Here is an 18,361-nt window from a genome sequence, read left to right on the forward strand (position 1 = left end):
AGGATTGCGTATGAGTGATGTAATGGCTGATCGTACCCCTCCGCATAATATAGAAGCTGAGCAGGCAGTCTTGGGTGCTATATTGATTGATCAGGATGCGTTAACGTCAGCATCGGAACTATTAGTACCTGACTCATTCTATCGAACGAAACATCAAAAGATTTTTGAAGTCATGCTTGGGTTATCTGATAAAGGAGAACCGATTGACTTAGTAATCATGACATCAGCGATGGCTGATCAAGGATTATTAGAAGAAGTTGGTGGAGTTTCTTATCTAGCAGAGTTAGCAGAAGTTGTTCCAACGGCTGCTAACGTAGAATATTATGCACGTATCATCGCTGAAAAGGCACTTTTACGTCGTTTAATTCGAACAGCGACTCATATTGTGTCAGATGGATACGAGAGAGAAGATGACGTGGACGGCCTTCTAAATGAGGCTGAGAAAAAAATATTAGAAGTATCTCACCAAACAAATGCAAAAGCATTCCAAAACATTAAAGATGTTCTTGTAGATGCTTATGATAAAATTGAACTTTTGCATAATCAAAAAGGTGAAGTTACTGGGATACCAACTGGATTTACTGAATTAGATAAGATGACCGCAGGTTTCCAGCGAAATGATTTAATTATCGTAGCGGCACGTCCATCAGTAGGGAAAACCGCATTTTCATTAAATATCGCACAAAACGTAGCGACGAAAACGGATGAAAATGTAGCGATTTTTAGTTTGGAGATGGGCTCTGATCAGCTTGTTATGCGTATGCTTTGTGCAGAAGGAAATATTGATGCGCAAAGACTTCGTACCGGATCATTAACTTCTGATGATTGGGCGAAATTAACGATGGCGATGGGTAGCCTTTCTAATGCTGGTATATATATTGATGATACACCAGGGATTAAAGTAAATGAGATTCGAGCGAAATGTCGTAGATTAAAGCAAGAACAAGGTCTTGGGATGGTTTTGATTGACTATTTACAGCTTATTCAAGGAAGCGGGAAATCAGGAGAAAACCGTCAGCAGGAAGTATCTGAGATTTCTCGTACACTAAAAGGGATTGCACGTGAATTGCAAGTGCCTGTTATTGCCTTGTCACAGTTATCTCGTGGTGTAGAATCTCGTCAAGATAAACGTCCGATGATGTCTGATATTCGTGAATCGGGAAGTATTGAGCAGGATGCTGATATTGTAGCCTTCTTATATCGTGAAGATTACTACGACCGAGAAACGGAAAATAAAAATACGATTGAAATTATTATTGCAAAGCAGCGTAACGGTCCAGTAGGCTCAGTAGAGCTCGCATTCGTTAAAGAGTTCAATAAGTTCGTTAACTTAGAACGTCGCTTCGAGGATGGACATGCGCCGCCTGCATAAAGATAGTATAAAAAAGAAACACATTTCTTATAATAAGATGTGTTTCTTTTTTTTTATAGGAAAGATAAGGCTTTCATAATGTGAAAATATAATTCTTACGAACGAAAATGTTTTTTTATAAAAAAATGTTCGCTTTTTGGTTGACTTCTTTTTCGGTTTTGGTACAATTATATTGTTTGAATAGATCGTTTGAAAATTGCGGAGGTGCTTTAATAATGTCTTCAGTAGTAGTTGTAGGAACACAATGGGGCGACGAAGGAAAAGGTAAAATCACTGATTTTCTTTCTGAGCATGCGGAAGTAGTTGCAAGATATCAAGGTGGAAATAACGCGGGACATACAATTGTTTTCGGCGGAGTTAAATATAAATTACACTTAATTCCATCTGGTATTTTCTATAAAGAGAAAATTTGTGTAATCGGAAACGGCTTAGTAGTAGATCCGAAAGCATTACTTGAAGAGTTAAAATACTTACACGATCGTGGTGTAAGTACTGATAATTTACGCGTAAGTAACCGTGCGCATGTTATTTTACCTTATCACTTAAAACAAGATGAGTTAGAAGAAGCGAGTAAAGGTGATAACAAAATCGGTACAACGAAAAAAGGTATCGGTCCTGCATATATGGATAAAGCTGCTCGTATTGGTATTCGTATGGCTGATCTTTTAGACCGTGAAGCATTTAAAGAAAAGCTTGAGCGCAATTTAGTAGAAAAAAATCGTTTATTTGAAAAAATGTACGATACAGAAGGTTTCAGTGTAGAAGAAATCTTTGAAGAGTACTTCGAGTACGGACAACAAATCGCGCAATATGTATGTGATACGTCTGTTGTATTAAATGATGCACTAGATAACGATCAACGTGTATTATTTGAAGGTGCACAAGGTGTTATGCTTGATATCGACCACGGTACGTACCCGTTCGTTACATCTTCTAACCCGATTGCTGGTGGTGTAACAGTTGGAACTGGAGTTGGTCCTGCGAAAGTTACTCGCGTTGTAGGTGTATGTAAAGCATATACAAGCCGCGTAGGTGATGGCCCGTTCCCTACTGAGCTTAATGATGAAATTGGTCATCAAATTCGTGAAGTTGGTCGTGAGTATGGAACGACAACTGGTCGACCACGCCGCGTAGGTTGGTTTGATAGTGTTGTTGTAAGACATGCACGTCGTGTTAGTGGTTTAACAGATCTATCATTAAATTCTATCGACGTTCTAACAGGTATTCCAACTCTTAAAATTTGTGTTGCTTACAAATACAATGGCGAAGTTATCGATGAAGTTCCAGCAAACTTAAACATTTTAGCGAAATGTGAGCCTGTATACGAAGAACTTCCAGGTTGGGAAGAAGATATTACTGGTGTAAAATCATTAGACGAGCTTCCTGAAAATGCACGAAAATACGTAGAACGTGTTTCTGAGTTAACAGGAATTCAATTATCTATGTTCTCAGTTGGACCAGATCGTAACCAAACAAATATCGTTCGTAACGTATACGAAGCTTAATTGATATTTTTGAGAAAAAACTCATGTCCGCATGAGTTTTTTCTTATCTTTTATAAAAAAATAAAAAAAGATGTTGCAAAAAATAAAGAAGATATGTTATGATACATCTTGTCGTCACGAAAATATGACGTTGGTGAGTATGAGCCATTAGCTCAGTTGGTAGAGCATCTGACTTTTAATCAGAGGGTCGAAGGTTCGAATCCTTCATGGCTCACCATTTTATTTTTCGTGGCCCGTTGGTCAAGTGGTTAAGACACCGCCCTTTCACGGCGGTAACACGGGTTCGAATCCCGTACGGGTCATGTTTTTTTTATTTTCATTTTTGGTCCCGTGGTGTAGTGGTTAACATGCCTGCCTGTCACGCAGGAGATCGCCGGTTCGACCCCGGTCGGGACCGCCACTTTTGTTTATACCACCATTAGTGGTTTTATATATAGTTTTGGCTCGGTAGCTCAGTCGGTAGAGCAGAGGACTGAAAATCCTCGTGTCGGCGGTTCGATTCCGTCCCGAGCCACTCTCAGGATATTAAGTGGGCCCACTTAATATCCTTTTTATTTTGTGTAGTTTTACAAATGTGTGTAGTTATTTTACAATAGGATGAGGAGCCTCTAGCAGTTGAAGCTAGAGGTTTTTCTGTAGATCGTATAGGATTCCGTGTAAAGGTGGATCATACATGAGTCTATGAGAATAGAGGAGAGAACACTTAAATAAAGGTTGCTGTCATATAGGGATATACTATAGAAACATCAATATATTTAAGAATCATTGACCATATTTTTATGAGGAGGAAATAGACGATGATGGGAAAGAAAATTTTAGTAGTTGATGATGAAAAGCCGATTGCGGACATTTTGAAGTTCAACCTAGAAAAAGAGGGTTTTGAAATTGTAATGGCGCATGATGGTGATGAAGCAATTGAGAAAGCGAATGAAGAACAGCCAGATATGGTTTTATTAGATATTATGCTACCAGGTAAAGATGGTTTAGAGGTTTGCCGTGAAATACGTAAAAGCTCAGAAATGCCGATTATTATGCTTACAGCAAAGGACTCTGAAATCGATAAAGTATTAGGGCTTGAGCTTGGGGCAGATGATTATGTAACGAAGCCATTTAGTACGAGGGAATTACTTGCTCGCGTGAAGGCGAATTTACGTCGTCATCAACAAGGTGGTGCTGCAGAAAAAGAAGAAAATACGGAAATGGTTATTGGACCAATTGTTATCAATCCAAATGCGTATAGTGTAACGAAACGTGAGGAAAATATTGAACTTACACATCGTGAATTTGAGCTACTACATTATTTAGCAAAACATTTAGGACAAGTTATGACACGCGAACATTTATTGCAAACAGTTTGGGGTTATGACTATTTTGGAGATGTACGTACAGTGGATGTAACAGTGCGTCGTTTACGTGAAAAAATTGAAGATAATCCAAGTCATCCTACTTTAATTGTAACTAGACGTGGAGTAGGGTATTACTTGCGTGACCCAGAGCAGGAATAGTATATGAAGAAAGTCGGTTTTTTTCAATCTATTCATTTAAAATTTGTACTCATATATATGCTATTAATATTAATAGCTATGCAAGTTATTGGAGTATATTTCGTAAGAGAGTTAGAAAAGAGCCTTGTGCAAGGCTTTAGAGATTCTTTAACGCAGCAAACGAACTTATTAGCGTATAACTTGAAACAAGAGTTTAAAAAAAGTTATACAAAAGCAGAAACAGAGTCAACAGATGAGACGATTAAAACGTCAATTCGAAAATTTGCCTCTGATCGAAAGAAAGATATTCAAGAGGTAAGTGTATTTGATTCGCATAGAAAGTTACTCGCTATTTCAGATGAGTCAAAGCAAAATAAGGTAAATAGAACATCAACTGATATAGCTGTTCAGCGGGTATTGGTACAAAAAAAGCCAGAAGTGAAAATTGAGAAGGATGGCCGTACGGGCCATCGCGTACAAGTTATGCTTACTCCGATTCTAGATGATAACGGCAAAGATGCACTTGGTGTTATTTACATTGTTGCATCTATGGAAGATGTTTATAAACAGATGAAGGATATTAATCAAATTTTTGCGACTGGAACTGTAATTGCATTACTCGTAACAGCTGTACTTGGAATTTTGTTAGCTCAAACGATTACGAGACCAATCTCAGATATGCGAAGACAAGCGATTGAAATGGCAAAAGGAAACTATTCAAGGAAAGTAAAAGTGCATAGCCATGATGAAATTGGACAATTAGCATTATCTTTCAATAATTTATCAAAAAAATTACAACAAGCTCGTTCTTCAACGGAAAGTGAAAGACGTAAATTATCATCTGTTTTATCACATATGACAGATGGAGTAATTGCTACTGACCGAAAAGGGGACATTATTTTATTAAATGATCCTGCGGAAAAGATGCTAAATGTTTCGCGTGAAACGGCGCTCGATCAGTCTGTTTTAGAAGTATTAGGGATACAAGAAGAATTTACACTTGATCATTTATATGAAGAGCCGGATTCTGTTTTATTAGATTTTAGTACAAGAAATGAGCCATATATTTTACGCGCTAGTTTCTCTGTTATTCAAAAAGAGACAGGGAAAGCAAATGGTTTAATTGCCGTATTATATGATGTAACTGAGCAGGAGCGTATAGAAAGGGAACGCCGTGAGTTTGTAGCAAACGTTTCTCATGAATTAAGAACGCCATTAACAACAATGCGCAGTTATTTAGAGGCACTTACAGACGGTGCGTGGCAAGATCCGAATATTGCACCGCAATTTTTAACAGTTACACAAGAAGAAACAGAAAGAATGATTAGACTTGTAAATGCGTTATTGCAACTATCTAAACTTGATAGTACAGAACATCGTTTAATGAAAGAATGGGTCGACTTTACTGACTTCTTTAATAACATTATTGATCGTTTTGAAATGTCTAAAGAGCAAAACGTAAGTTTTAAACGATCTTTCTCTAAAAAATCCCGATTTATTGATATGGATACGGATAAAATTACGCAAGTTTTGTATAACATTATTTCGAATGCATTAAAGTATTCACCAGAAGGTGGAACGGTAACATATCGCTTACGTGATCGCGGGGAATTATTAGAGATTAGTGTAAGCGACCAAGGAATGGGTATTCCGAAAGAAAACGTCGATAAAATCTTTGAACGTTTTTATCGCGTAGATAAAGCACGTTCCAGACAAATGGGTGGTACAGGACTTGGATTAGCAATTGCGAAAGAAATGATTGAGGCACATGGTGGCTCGATTTGGGCGAAGAGTGAGGAAGGAAAAGGGACAACTATTTATTTCACATTGCCAATGGCAGCGGATGAAGAGGACGATTGGGAATGAGTATGGAAAATGTTAAAACGATAGTTTTAATTAATTTAGTTGTAATTAGCCTATTTCTTACTTTTAACTTATGGACGTATGTGCCAGATTCCACATCTATGCAAAACGCAAAATTTGTGCAGGGGAACGAAGGAACTACTCAAACTAAAATCGCTGATGTTGTCCGCCCTACTTCTATCATCGTGCATAAAGATAAAAATCATTACGGGAGCAAAAGAGAGGGAGATATAGAATCAATCTATAAACCTTTGGAAGCAGGGGAATTACATGATTTCAGAGAGATATCGATTGCTAAGGCTGATTTCCTTTCTTATGTGCATGGTGAAGGGAAAATTGAGCTTGTTTTTCCTACCAACGTCCCATTTGATGCAGTTAAATCTATGTTTAATATGAAAGAAAAAAGTATAGATAAGCCGAAACATTTTAATCGAATTATTCTTGATCCTTCTAGAAGTAGAGATCAAGAAATTAAAATTAATTTTGTTTCTGATAGTGATAACTCTAGAATATATGAAGCAAAATTAAGTGGTGTGTATTTAAAAGATGTTGTAAACGCACAAAATCAATTTATAGTATCGGCGAAACCTTACTTTGATTATCAAATTAATGATATGAAGAAGCTATTTTTACCAGATGGAACGACAGAATTAAATAATATAACATATATTTCATCTAATTTAGCAGTTGATACATTTAAGAATGCTCTTTTTAGTGACCCACGTTATTTAAGCCCAATTACCGAGAAATCGAAAGAGACATTTACAGATGGTATTAGATCCATGGAGATTGAAAACGATTATCATATGCTAAAGTATAAGAATTCTTCTGTTTCAAGTGAGAAAACGACAGATAATTTAATGCTTTTACAAAAAAGCTTTGATTTTGTAAATGGTCACAGTGGGAGTTTGGATTCATATCGTTTGGACTATATGAATAAAGGACAGACAGTATTCCGTTTACATGAAGATGGATATTCCGTATTCAATACAGATGGATTAGCTGAATTGAGACAAGTATGGGGATCAGAAGAAGTAATGGAATATGAAAGACCATTGTTGTCTTTAAATACGAAAGGTATAGAACAGAAGGTTACTCTTCCATCAGGTCACGTTGTGATAGCATCTTTAGAAAATAATGCCGCGGTAGATAAACGATTCATTAAAGACATTGGTATTGGATACAAATTATCACTAGATGGGCAAGTGGCTCGACTACAGCCAATCTGGTATGTAAAGTTTGTTGAAGATGAAGCTGGCAAACAAAAAATATATGAGTGGAGTGAGGGAGGACTAAATGGATTGGGATCGGATTAAAACCATATTTATTGTGACCTTTTTTGTTTTGGACCTCTTTCTCATTTTTCAATTCATTCAAAAGCAAGATAGTAATCAATTGGAGCTTATTGCAGAAACAAAGATAGATCAAGAATTAAAAGCAAACAAAATTACTATGGGTAATTTCCCTAAAGAACCGAAAAAAGAGTCATTTATTAGGGCGGAAAACAAGGCATTTAAAGAAGAAGATGTACAGTCTTTAAAAAATCAAACGGCGCATATACAAAATATGTACAAGATAGAAAGTAAGCTAAAAGAGCCCTTTTTAAATACAAAATCATTATCTAAAGACAAGTATAGTGATTTTTTGAAGAACTATGTATTGGATGGACAAAAGTATGAGTTTGGCGCGATGAAAGACTCTAAAATTTACTTCTTCCAAAAATATAAAGATAAGCCTATTTTCTATAACGATCAGGCAATGATTGTTGTGGAATTAAATGAAAAAAATGAACTTGTGTCGTATACGCAGACGATGCTAACTGATTTAAAAGAAATGGGCGAAAGTGAAAAAACGAAACAGCAAGAAATTATTACTGCCCAAACGGCTTTAGAAAATCTGTATTTAAAAAATAAAGTTCATGGGAATACACATGTAAAAGAAGCACAAATTGGTTATGCCACCCTTACCGCATCTACTTCTAATAACCAAGTACTCGCTCCAACATGGAATTTAAAAACGGAGCAGAAACAGGACTTCTTTGTAAATGCAATTGAAGGACAAGTTATGGAACTAGGGGAAAGGGAAAATCAAGTGGTTGATGAACATACTGGAGTGAGAAAGAATGGGTTTGCATTTTAGCGTGCTTGCAAGTGGAAGTACAGGGAATATGCTATATGTAGGAACGGATGAAAAAAAATTACTCGTCGATGCAGGTTTAAGTGGTAAAGCAACAGAGGCTTTATTTAAACAGGCAGAACTAAATATAAATGATGTATCAGGTATTCTTGTAACACATGAACATAGTGACCATATTAAAGGATTAGGTGTATTGGCACGTAAATATGATTTGCCTGTTTATGCAAATGAGAAAACATGGAATGCAATGGAACATTTAATAGGAAATATCCCAACTGAGCAAAAATTTATTTTCTCAGTTGGGGATGTAAAAACATTCGGCGATATTGAGGTCGAATCATTTGGAGTTTCTCATGATGCTGCAGAGCCGATGTTTTATGCTTTTCATAATAATAATAGAAAGTTAGCCCTTATTACAGATACGGGGTACGTGAGTGACCGTATGAAAGGTGTTATTAAGGGAGCTAATGCTTTCGTATTTGAAAGTAATCATGACGTGGAAATGCTTCGTATGGGACGTTATCCATGGAGTATTAAGCGACGTATTTTAAGTGATGTTGGGCACGTATGTAATGAGGATGCTGCATTAGCGATGGCGGATGTAATTACAGATGAGACAAAACATATTTATTTAGCCCATTTAAGTTTAGATAATAACATGAAAGAACTAGCACGTATGTCAGTATCACAAGTATTAGAGGAAAAAGGATTTGGAGTGGGAGAAGCTTTTGAAATTCACGATACAGATCCGAAAATGCCTACAAAAATTCAATACGTATAATTCTTCATTTTAGTAAACAATAAAGGTGAATATAGTTGTTTTCAGGAAGATAGGTGAACAAATATGTCCTTTATTGATGAAGAAAATTACCGTATGAAACGTGCAAGGAAAAAGAAGCATAAAGGTATTGTTATTTCTAGCATAGCAGGAACAATTGTAGGAGCTTCATTATTTGCATTTGGAGCTCCTTTATTTTCAAATGATACGGACGCGTTTCCGCAAGCTGAAGCAAGTGGAAGTAATATGGCCGAAGCTCAAGGAATTAAACAGATTAGCTTTGTGGATGCTGTTGATCGTGCGTCTGAAGCTGTTGTTGGAGTTATTAATATTCAACGAGATAATTTTTCAGAGGCAGATTCAGAAGCAGGTACGGGATCAGGTGTAATTTATAAGAAGACAGATGGTCAAGCTTATATTGTAACGAATAATCATGTTGTTGCTGGAGCAAATCGTATTGAAGTAAGTTTAAGTGACGGTAAGAAGGTTTCAGGAAAGGTATTAGGAACCGATGTAGTCACAGATTTGGCTGTACTAGAGATAGATGCAAAGCATGTGAAAAAAGTAATTGAGATTGGCGATTCTAATACTGTTCGAAGAGGAGAACCAGTCATTGCGATTGGAAACCCACTAGGGCTACAATTTTCTGGAACCGTCACACAAGGCATTATTTCGGCTAATGAGCGTATTGTCCCTGTAGACTTAGATCAAGATGGACATTATGATTGGCAAGTAGAAGTATTGCAAACAGACGCAGCAATTAATCCAGGTAATAGTGGTGGTGCGCTTGTAAACGCAGCAGGTCAATTAATTGGTATTAACTCAATGAAAATTGCTGCAAAAGAAGTAGAAGGAATTGGGCTAGCTATTCCTGTTACTAGAGCTGTTCCAATTATGAATGAATTAGAGAAGTATGGAAAAGTAAGAAGACCGTATGTTGGAATTGAACTGAGATCATTAAATGAGATTCCAAACTACTATTGGTCAAAAACATTGCATTTACCAGGCAATGTAACAGAGGGAGTTTGCATTTTAGATGTGAAAAGTCCTTCGCCAGGTACAGATGCTGGTTTACGAGAACACGATGTAATTGTAGCAGTAGATGGAAAACCGGTTCGCGATATTATCGGATTCCGTACGGCCTTATATGATAAAAAAATTAATGATAAAATGACTCTTACGTTTTATCGTGGTACAAAACGAGCAACAACAACGGTTAAACTAGGCATTCAAAAGTATTAAAAACAGGAGGGCCTACCTCCTGTTTTCTATTGTAGAAAAGTGAGGTGAAGAATATGAATTTACCTTGTTGTTTAGAACATGTTGAATTAGCTTTAGATATTATTGTGGATGAGTGTGAAGTTGCACCAGTTATCAACAATGTGGATAACTCAGAAAAAGAGAAAAAAACATGTGAATTTTGTCAAAATGAGGCGACATATGTTGTATCGAACACAGATTCTCACACAATATGTGGGTAACATTTGTGGATATGTGGATAAGTCCTGTGGATAACATGTTTGTAAGGTGGGGAATACGTGTGAATATCTCGATTATTTCAATTGGGAAATTAAAAGAAAAATATTTAAAACAAGGTATAGCAGAATATTTAAAACGATTATCTGCATACGCAAAAGTAGAAGTAATTGAATTGCCAGATGAAAAGGCACCAGAAAATTTAAGTGAAGCAGAAATGTTAATTGTAAAAGAAAAAGAAGGTATACGTATACTGGATAAAATTTCTGATGATACGCACGTGATTGCGTTAGCGATAGAAGGAAAGCAAAAATCATCAGAAGAATTTGCGATAAGCTTAGATCGTCTTGCTACATATGGAAAGAGTAAAGTTGCCTTTGTAATTGGTGGATCCCTTGGACTAAGTTCAGAAGTAATGAAGCGTTCAAACGAATCTCTTTCTTTTTCAAAGATGACATTACCACACCAATTAATGCGATTAGTATTGCTTGAGCAAGTGTATAGAGCATTTCGGATTAATCGTGGTGAACCGTATCATAAATAAAACTACTTTTATATATAACAAGAGTAAAAAGGACCATTGGACAAAAATTACCGATGGTCTTTTAAACATTAATAGATGGTATATAGGTTTCCTAAAATAAGTATGTTTCTATTTCTAAAAAAGTGTGATGTAATATGAAGAGGAAAAAAGTATAAGTAGTCATAGAAGTGAGGAATTAAAGGTGAAGAAGTTTAAAAAGTTTTACTTGGAGATTACGAGTGTATGTAATCTTGCGTGCAGCTTTTGTCCGCCGACGGAAAGGCAGAAGCAATTCATTTCTGTGGAGGATTTTGCTAAAAGATTAGACCAAATTAAACCTCACACAGACTACATTTATTTGCACGTGAAGGGTGAGCCGTTGCTTCATCCGAAAATAGATCAGCTGTTAGATTTAAGCCATGAAAAAGGGTTTAAAGTTAATATTACAACGAACGGAACGTTAATTAATAAGAGAAGGCATAGACTGTTAAATAAGCCTGCGTTAAGACAAATGAATTTTTCACTGCACAGTTTTGATGGACACCCAGGCTCGCAAGATAAAGAGGGCTATGTAAGAAGTATACTTTCCTTTATTAGGGAAGCGACAAGTCAATCGGATTTAATTGTTTCGCTAAGGTTATGGAATTTAACTCAGGATAATAAAACAAATGCTGAAATCCAGAAAAATAGAGATTTATTATCCATCATTGAAAATGAGTTTGATCTATCTTATCAAATTGAAGAGAAGCTTACACCAGGAAAAGGTATAAAAATTGCGGACCGTGTCTTTATTAATCAAGACTATGAATTCCAGTGGCCGGCATTACATGAAGAAGAGGATGATGGAAAAGGATTCTGTCACGGTCTTCGTAATCAGGCTGGAATTTTAGCGAACGGAACGGTTATTCCTTGCTGTTTAGATGGTGAGGGAATTATTAACCTTGGGAATATTAATAATGACTCATTTTCTAACATTATAGAAGGTGAAAGAGCAACAAACATTGTCGATGGATTTTCGAAAAGAGTTGCAGTCGAAGAGCTATGCAGGAAATGTGGATACCGTAAAAGATTTGGAAAGTAAATATGAAATAAGCCCTCATAAAGCGAGGGCTTATTTTTTATTCTTGATAAGAGCGCTCTAATTCATCAATTAAGGAACCGACGTAAGAAACAGCTTTACGGATTGCATCTGGTTTGGACATATCTACTCCGGCGTGTTTCATTAATTCAAGTGGTTTCATCGTACCACCAGCGCGAAGTACATCTAACCAGCGATCAACGGCAGGTTGTCCTTCTTCTTTAATCATTTGGGCTACCGCAGTAGATGCAGTGAGGCCTGCGGAATAGGTGTAAGAATATAAGCCCATATAATAATGAGGTTGACGCATCCAAGTTAAGCCAGCGCCTTCGTCAATTTCTACGGAATCTCCCCAGAATGTAGAAAGTACATTTGTTTTTATTTCAGTTAAAGTTGTAGCTGTAAGTGCTTCGCCTTTTTCTGCTAGAGTGTATACTCTTCTTTGATATTCTCCCTCAAGTAAGTGAGTAACAAAGTTATGATAATACGTGCCGAGTAGTTGCAGAATGACCCATCTGTGCATTCTCTTATCGTCAGTAGTCGCTAATAAATGCTGGGCTAATAGTAATTCGTTCATCGTAGACGGTGCTTCTACAAAGTACATAGATGGACGTACATTCATAATACGCTGGTTTTTATTTGCTAAATAAAAATGACCAGCATGCCCAAATTCATGGGCTAATGTGAAGCATCCACGCATCGTATTTTGCCATGTAATTAAAATGTATGGATGAGAACCATATGGACTTGAACAAAATGCACCTGTCGATTTCCCTACATTATCTGCAAGATCGACCCATCTTTCTTTGAATCCTTTTTTGATAATGGAACTATATTCATTGCCGAGTACTTGTAAAGAGTCTTGAATAAGTTTTCCAGCTTCTTCGTAAGTAATTGTCGGATTAAATTCAGGATCTAAAGGTGCATGTAAGTCGCAGAACAGCATTTGATCGAGTCCTAATACTTTCTTTTTTAAATCTGCAAAACGGCGCATATGAGGCGCTAATTCGTTATAAATAATATCAAGTTGATTGTTATACATTTCAAGTGGGACTTTTTGTGGTTCTAAAAGCATATGCGTAACAGATTCAAACTTGCGTAAACGAGAAAGTGTTACTTGTTTTTTTACTTCAGTAGCATATGTTGTTGCCACTGTATTTTTATATCGTTTCAAGGTGGAAACAAATGATGAGTATGCTTTTCTGCGTATGTCTACGCTTGGAGAAAACTCATATTTGCTCTCAAATAATGCAAATGAGACAGGGAGTTCGTTTCCTTGTTCGTCCTGTATGGAGGTAAAATCCATATCGGCTAATTTAGTCATACCGTAAATTTTGTATGGAGAACTATGTACTTCGCCAAGCGCAGCAAGAGCTTCTTCTGTTTCAGGAGAGAGCGTGTGCGACCTTTTTTGTAGTATGTCTAGTAATGATTTACGGAAAGGTTCAAGCTGTGTTTCTTCAGTTAAATATTTTTCAATTGTACCTTCATCGAATGAGAGGATTTCATTATGAATAAAGGATAGTGCCGTATGTACTTTCGTCCATAAAGCGGCAATTTTGGAAGAGTTCGCTTGAATAACTGGATTTGTACGATCAGTAGATTCTTTTAAATTTGCATAGGAGTATAGTTTTGTTAACTTCATTAAAAGCTCTTCTTCTAAAAGTAGGCAATGTAATAAGGTAGTAGGGCTAGTATGTAATTGTCCTTTAAATGCATCAAGTTTTTTTATATCATCTGTTAATACACGTAATGCAGTTTCCCACTCTTTATCAGATTCGTATAAATCAGAGAGGTCCCATGTTAGTTCAGTAGGAACTTCTGCGCGAATATGGCGTTTCTCAATTACATCTTTCATTTATTATATCCCCCTTATTATAAGTATATAAAAACATGATACTAGAAAATTCAGTTAAATGAAAATATTTAACATTTTTATACATAAAAAGAAGGACAAGCATAAAAATACTTGTCCTTCGAGTTAAATTTAAAAATTAATATACTTTATCACCGTTGAAAATAGAGTTTTTCACGACTACATAATCTACAGTACGAATTGAGTCTAATTTTGTTCCGCCAGCGTAAGAGATAGAAGATTGAAGATCTTGTTCCATTTCGATTAAAGTGTCTTCTAAAGAACCTTTATGCTCAACGAACATTTTCTTACCTTCAACGTTTTTCTTCTCTCCTTTTTGGAATTCAGAAGCAGAACCGAAGTACTCTTTATAAAGTTTGCCGTCTTTTTCGATTGTTTCCCCTGGAGACTCTTCATGACCAGCGAATAGAGAACCAATCATAACCATAGTCGCTCCAAATCGAATAGATTTAGCTACGTCGCCGTGTGTACGAATACCACCGTCAGCGATAATTGGCTTACTTGCAGCTTTTGCACACCAGCGAAGTGCAGCTAGTTGCCAACCGCCAGTTCCAAAGCCTGTTTTAATTTTAGTAATACAAACTTTACCAGGTCCAATACCAACTTTTGTTGCGTCAGCACCAGCGTTTTCTAATTCTCTTACCGCTTCTGGAGTTCCAACGTTTCCAGCGATAACGAAGCTTTCTGGTAAATGCTTTTTAATATGTTGAATCATGTTGATCACAGCATTAGAATGTCCGTGAGCGATATCAATCGTGATGTATTCAGGTGTAAGTTGCTCAGCAGCTAATTGTTGTACGAACTCATACTCGTCCTCTTTTACACCAACGCTAATAGAAGCGATTAATCCACGTGATTGCATATCTCTAATGAATGAGATTCGTTTCTCTGGTTGGAAACGATGCATGATATAGAAGTAATTATTTTCAGCTAAATAAGTTGCAATTCTTTCATCAATAATCGTTTGCATATTTGCAGGTACGACAGGTAATTTAAATTTATGTTTACCTAAAGTGACAGTTGTATCACATTCAGATCGGCTGTTTACAATACATTTTGCAGGAATTAATTGAATATCTTCATAGTCGAATACGTTTTCCATCATTTACACCCCTAAAATACGAATATTTTATTCATTTCATTTAAAAATGTTCGTCCAAAAGATAATTTACATTATTTTCACTCATAAGTCAAAGGTTTTGATGTTTATATTTACAAATTGAGTCTATTTAAGTTGATTATAGGTTTGTATTGTCAAAAAATGTTTTAATATAGGATTTTCTGATATAGAATTATGTGAGGCAAAGAAAAAATTAAATATACAAATTTGGGAGAGATTTTAATGAAGCGATTAATGTATATGGACTGGTTGCGAGTATTAGCGACAATCGCAGTTGTTACAATTCACGTTTCTGCTGGTTATGTTGCCGTTTTAGATGCCAATAATGTTTCACGCTGGATGGCTGGTAATCTATTTGAATCGATTTCACGTGCGAGTGTTCCGATTTTTGTAATGATTAGTGGAGCTTTATTGTTAAAGGGGACAAAAGATATTTCAGTCGGGGAATTTTTACAGAAGCGTGCAAGTAAAGTGATTATACCTTTTGTAGCTTGGAGCGCTATATTTTATGCATATGGAGCATATGCAGGATATTTCCCAGTATCTTTAAAGCAAGGGATCAAGCACTTTTTAACAGATACTATTGGGGGACATTTGTGGTTCTTATACATGATTGTAGGGATATACTTGATTACACCTCTACTGAAAATCTTTGTGAAGAACGCTAAAAAAAGAGAAATAGAATACTTTTTAATTTTATGGCTATATGCATCTGTTGTAGTCAATTTAGCGAAATATTATTATCCGATCAACTTTAATATTGAATTATTTTACGTTACAAATTATGTAGGGTATTTCCTACTTGGTTATTATTTATCTAATTTTGATATTTCGAAAAAATGGAGAAATATTTCTTACATTGGAGGATTTGTAGGATTTATTAGTACATTCTTTATTACTTATTACTATACAGTAAAAGCAAATGGACAGTTAGAGCAGTTTTGGTACGGATACTTTGCGCCAGGCGTTGTACTGATGGCAATTGGATTATTTGTATTTTTCAAATATGCTTTCCAAAAATCAGAAAGAGAATTACCATTGTTATTCCGTTTTATAAATCAAGCAAGCCTTGGAATCTATATTCTTCACTTCTTCTTATTAAATAACTTGTTGTATATGGTTTTCCCTAAGGTAAATGAGCGTGTGCATGCAATATTGGCAATACCTATTAATGTAACGATTACAATTGTTCTTAGTATGGCAATTACGTTAGTATTGCAAAGAATACCAGTTGTGAAAAAACTAGTTCCGTAAAAAATGAATATGGTATAGATAGGGCAGACTTATTATTAAGGCTGCCCTTTACTATTTTAAAATTATATTTAGATAAATTTAGGTTTAAACGAATTAAAAACAGTGGATTAATATAGTATCTTACTATAGTCTAAAGTGAGGCATGAAGAACATAATAGGTTAAATATAAAATCAAATGAGGTTAATATATGAGTAAAAAAAGCTTTAGTAATTATGCATTAAGTAAAGAAGTAAGACGAGCACTTACTGGTTTAGGATATGAGCATCCAACAGAAGTGCAAGGAGAGGTTATTCCAGTTGCGTTGCAAAAGAAGGACCTTGTTGTAAAGTCACAAACGGGAAGTGGAAAAACGGCTTCGTTCGGTATACCACTTTGTGAAATGGTAGAGTGGGAAGAAAATAAACCACAAGCATTAGTTTTAACACCAACAAGGGAACTTGCTGTTCAAGTGAAAGAAGATATTACGAATATAGGGCGATTCAAAAGAATTAAAGCTGCTGCAATCTATGGTAAATCTCCATTTGCGCGTCAAAAATTAGAGTTAAAACAAAAGACGCATATTGTAGTAGGGACTCCAGGACGTGTGTTGGATCATATTGAAAAAGGGACTCTTTCTTTAGATCGATTGAAATATTTAGTGATTGATGAAGCAGATGAAATGCTAAACATGGGTTTTATCGATCAAGTAGAGGCAATTATTGATGAATTACCTACAAAAAGAATGACAATGCTATTTTCAGCAACCTTACCGGAAGATGTTGAAAAGTTATCCCGTACATATATGAATGCACCAACTCATATTGAAATTAAAGCGGCTGGGATTACAACAGATAAAATTGAACATAGACTTTTTGAAGTGAGAGAAGAAGAGAAGCTTTCACTTCTTAAAGATGTAACAACGATTGAGAATCCAGATAGTTGCATTATTTTTTGTCGTACACAAGAAAACGTAGACCATGTATATAGACAGCTAAAACGAGTTAATTATCCTTGTGACAAAATACATGGTGGTATGGTACAAGAAGATCGTTTTGAAGTTATGGATGATTTTAGAAAAGGAAAATTCCGTTATTTAGTAGCAACTGATGTAGCTGCGAGAGGAATTGATATTGATAATATTACACATGTTATTAATTATGATATTCCATTAGAAAAAGAAAGTTATGTACATCGTACTGGAAGAACAGGACGAGCTGGTAATAATGGAAAAGCTATTACATTTATAACGCCTTATGAAAATAGATTTTTAGAAGAGATTGAGGAATATATTGGGTTTGAAATTCCAAAAGAACTGGCCCCTTCAAAAGAAGAAGTTATAAAAGGGAAAGCAGTATTTGAGGAAAAGATATATGCTAAACCAATTATAAAGAAAGATAAAAATGCAGATATAAACAAAGGAATTATGAAATTGTACTTTAATGGCGGAAAGAAAAAGAAAATTAGGGCGGTAGATTTCGTCGGTACAATTGCTAAAATTCAAGGTGTTTCCGCTGAAGATATAGGTATTATTACAATACAAGACAATGTTTCATATGTTGAAATATTAAACGGAAAAGGGCCACTTGTTTTAAAGGTCATGAAGAATACGACGATAAAAGGTAAACAATTAAAAGTTCATGAGGCAATTAAGTGAGGGTAACTATCCACTATAAAGGTGGATAGTTTTTTATTATTCATATAGAGGTATAATAGCCAATTGTTTTCATAGGGAAATTAGCTAATAAATTAATTATATTTGAAGGTAACCAATAGAGAGAGTAATTCATAATGAGCTTGAATAATCTCTATTGACGATTTTTTTAAAACATAATAGTATTTTCATTTGATTTTTTTCAATAACGAATGTGAAAATCAGGTATAATTTTAATAATGTAATTTAAAGATATATAGAAGTA

Annotated in this window: 15 protein-coding genes and 4 tRNA genes; 17 read left to right on the plus strand and 2 right to left on the minus strand. The window is 35.6% G+C overall.

All coding sequences use genetic code 11. The annotated features are described in order from the left end of the window. The first annotated feature begins 10 nt into the window (after positions 1-10). The 15 genes from dnaB to QCI44_RS00185 all read left to right on the plus strand — a co-directional run bounded on the left by dnaB (position 11) and on the right by QCI44_RS00185 (position 12,218). A complete protein-coding gene (gene dnaB, locus QCI44_RS00115) occupies positions 11-1,372 on the plus strand; it encodes a replicative DNA helicase (RefSeq protein ID WP_001286242.1) in 1,362 nt (453 codons plus the stop codon). Between the two features lie 215 nt (positions 1,373-1,587). Continuing rightward, positions 1,588-2,877 (plus strand): adenylosuccinate synthase, encoded by a 1,290-nt coding sequence (locus QCI44_RS00120; RefSeq protein WP_016085352.1) that lies wholly within the window; start codon positions 1,588-1,590, stop codon positions 2,875-2,877. A gap of 141 nt (positions 2,878-3,018) precedes the next feature. Then, positions 3,019-3,094, plus strand: a tRNA-Lys gene (locus QCI44_RS00125). Between the two features lie 13 nt (positions 3,095-3,107). After that, positions 3,108-3,179, plus strand: a tRNA-Glu gene (locus QCI44_RS00130). A 22-nt stretch (positions 3,180-3,201) separates the two neighbouring features. Beyond that, positions 3,202-3,277, plus strand: a tRNA-Asp gene (locus QCI44_RS00135). 41 nt (positions 3,278-3,318) lie between these two features. Continuing rightward, positions 3,319-3,391, plus strand: a tRNA-Phe gene (locus QCI44_RS00140). A gap of 283 nt (positions 3,392-3,674) precedes the next feature. After that, entirely contained in the window at positions 3,675-4,382 is a 708-nt protein-coding gene (gene walR, locus QCI44_RS00145) for a cell wall metabolism DNA-binding response regulator WalR (protein ID WP_000971865.1), read from the plus strand. Positions 4,383-4,385: 3 nt separating this feature from the next. Continuing rightward, positions 4,386-6,227, plus strand: a complete 1,842-nt coding sequence (gene walK, locus QCI44_RS00150) for a cell wall metabolism sensor histidine kinase WalK (protein WP_000755363.1) — start codon at positions 4,386-4,388, stop codon at positions 6,225-6,227. Continuing rightward, a complete protein-coding gene (locus QCI44_RS00155; RefSeq protein ID WP_098985807.1) occupies positions 6,224-7,540 on the plus strand; it encodes a YycH family regulatory protein in 1,317 nt (438 codons plus the stop codon). Before walK ends, QCI44_RS00155 begins: the two co-directional genes overlap by 4 nt. Continuing rightward, the gene (locus QCI44_RS00160; protein ID WP_016085354.1) at positions 7,521-8,363 is read left to right on the plus strand and encodes a two-component system regulatory protein YycI; all 843 of its coding nucleotides are present in this window, start codon (positions 7,521-7,523) and stop codon (positions 8,361-8,363) included. Before QCI44_RS00155 ends, QCI44_RS00160 begins: the two co-directional genes overlap by 20 nt. After that, positions 8,347-9,141, plus strand: a complete 795-nt coding sequence (locus QCI44_RS00165; protein WP_000522836.1) for an MBL fold metallo-hydrolase — start codon at positions 8,347-8,349, stop codon at positions 9,139-9,141. The genes QCI44_RS00160 and QCI44_RS00165 overlap by 17 nt, the downstream gene beginning before the upstream one ends. A 63-nt stretch (positions 9,142-9,204) precedes the next feature. After that, entirely contained in the window at positions 9,205-10,380 is a 1,176-nt protein-coding gene (locus tag QCI44_RS00170; RefSeq protein ID WP_016136146.1) for a S1C family serine protease, read from the plus strand. Positions 10,381-10,433: 53 nt separating this feature from the next. Further along, positions 10,434-10,619 (plus strand): CxxH/CxxC protein, encoded by a 186-nt coding sequence (locus tag QCI44_RS00175; protein WP_001052827.1) that lies wholly within the window; start codon positions 10,434-10,436, stop codon positions 10,617-10,619. A gap of 59 nt (positions 10,620-10,678) precedes the next feature. Then, positions 10,679-11,158 carry a 23S rRNA (pseudouridine(1915)-N(3))-methyltransferase RlmH gene (gene rlmH / locus QCI44_RS00180; protein ID WP_001027000.1) on the plus strand — a complete coding sequence of 160 codons (480 nt, stop codon included), beginning with the start codon at positions 10,679-10,681 and terminating at the stop codon, positions 11,156-11,158. Between the two features lie 181 nt (positions 11,159-11,339). Beyond that, positions 11,340-12,218, plus strand: coding sequence for a radical SAM/SPASM domain-containing protein (locus tag QCI44_RS00185; RefSeq protein WP_016085356.1), 879 nt, complete (start codon positions 11,340-11,342; stop codon positions 12,216-12,218). Between the two features lie 37 nt (positions 12,219-12,255). Here QCI44_RS00185 and pepF read toward each other — a convergent pair whose 3' ends face one another. Beyond that, positions 12,256-14,073, minus strand: a complete 1,818-nt coding sequence (pepF, locus tag QCI44_RS00190; RefSeq protein WP_098985808.1) for an oligoendopeptidase F — start codon at positions 14,071-14,073, stop codon at positions 12,256-12,258. 136 nt (positions 14,074-14,209) lie between these two features. Beyond that, positions 14,210-15,193: a GMP reductase gene (gene guaC / locus QCI44_RS00195; protein WP_000432444.1), complete on the minus strand. Its 984-nt coding sequence runs from the start codon at positions 15,191-15,193 to the stop codon at positions 14,210-14,212. 240 nt (positions 15,194-15,433) lie between these two features. On the opposite strand from guaC, the gene QCI44_RS00200 reads away from it, so the two are divergent. Then, entirely contained in the window at positions 15,434-16,465 is a 1,032-nt protein-coding gene (locus QCI44_RS00200) for an acyltransferase (protein ID WP_016085358.1), read from the plus strand. A gap of 188 nt (positions 16,466-16,653) precedes the next feature. Next, a complete protein-coding gene (gene dbpA / locus QCI44_RS00205) occupies positions 16,654-18,099 on the plus strand; it encodes an ATP-dependent RNA helicase DbpA (RefSeq protein WP_016136144.1) in 1,446 nt (481 codons plus the stop codon). The last annotated feature ends 262 nt before the right edge of the window (positions 18,100-18,361 follow it).

This window comes from Bacillus cereus group sp. RP37, from assembly GCF_040459695.1.
Classification (GTDB): Bacteria; Bacillota; Bacilli; order Bacillales; family Bacillaceae_G; genus Bacillus_A.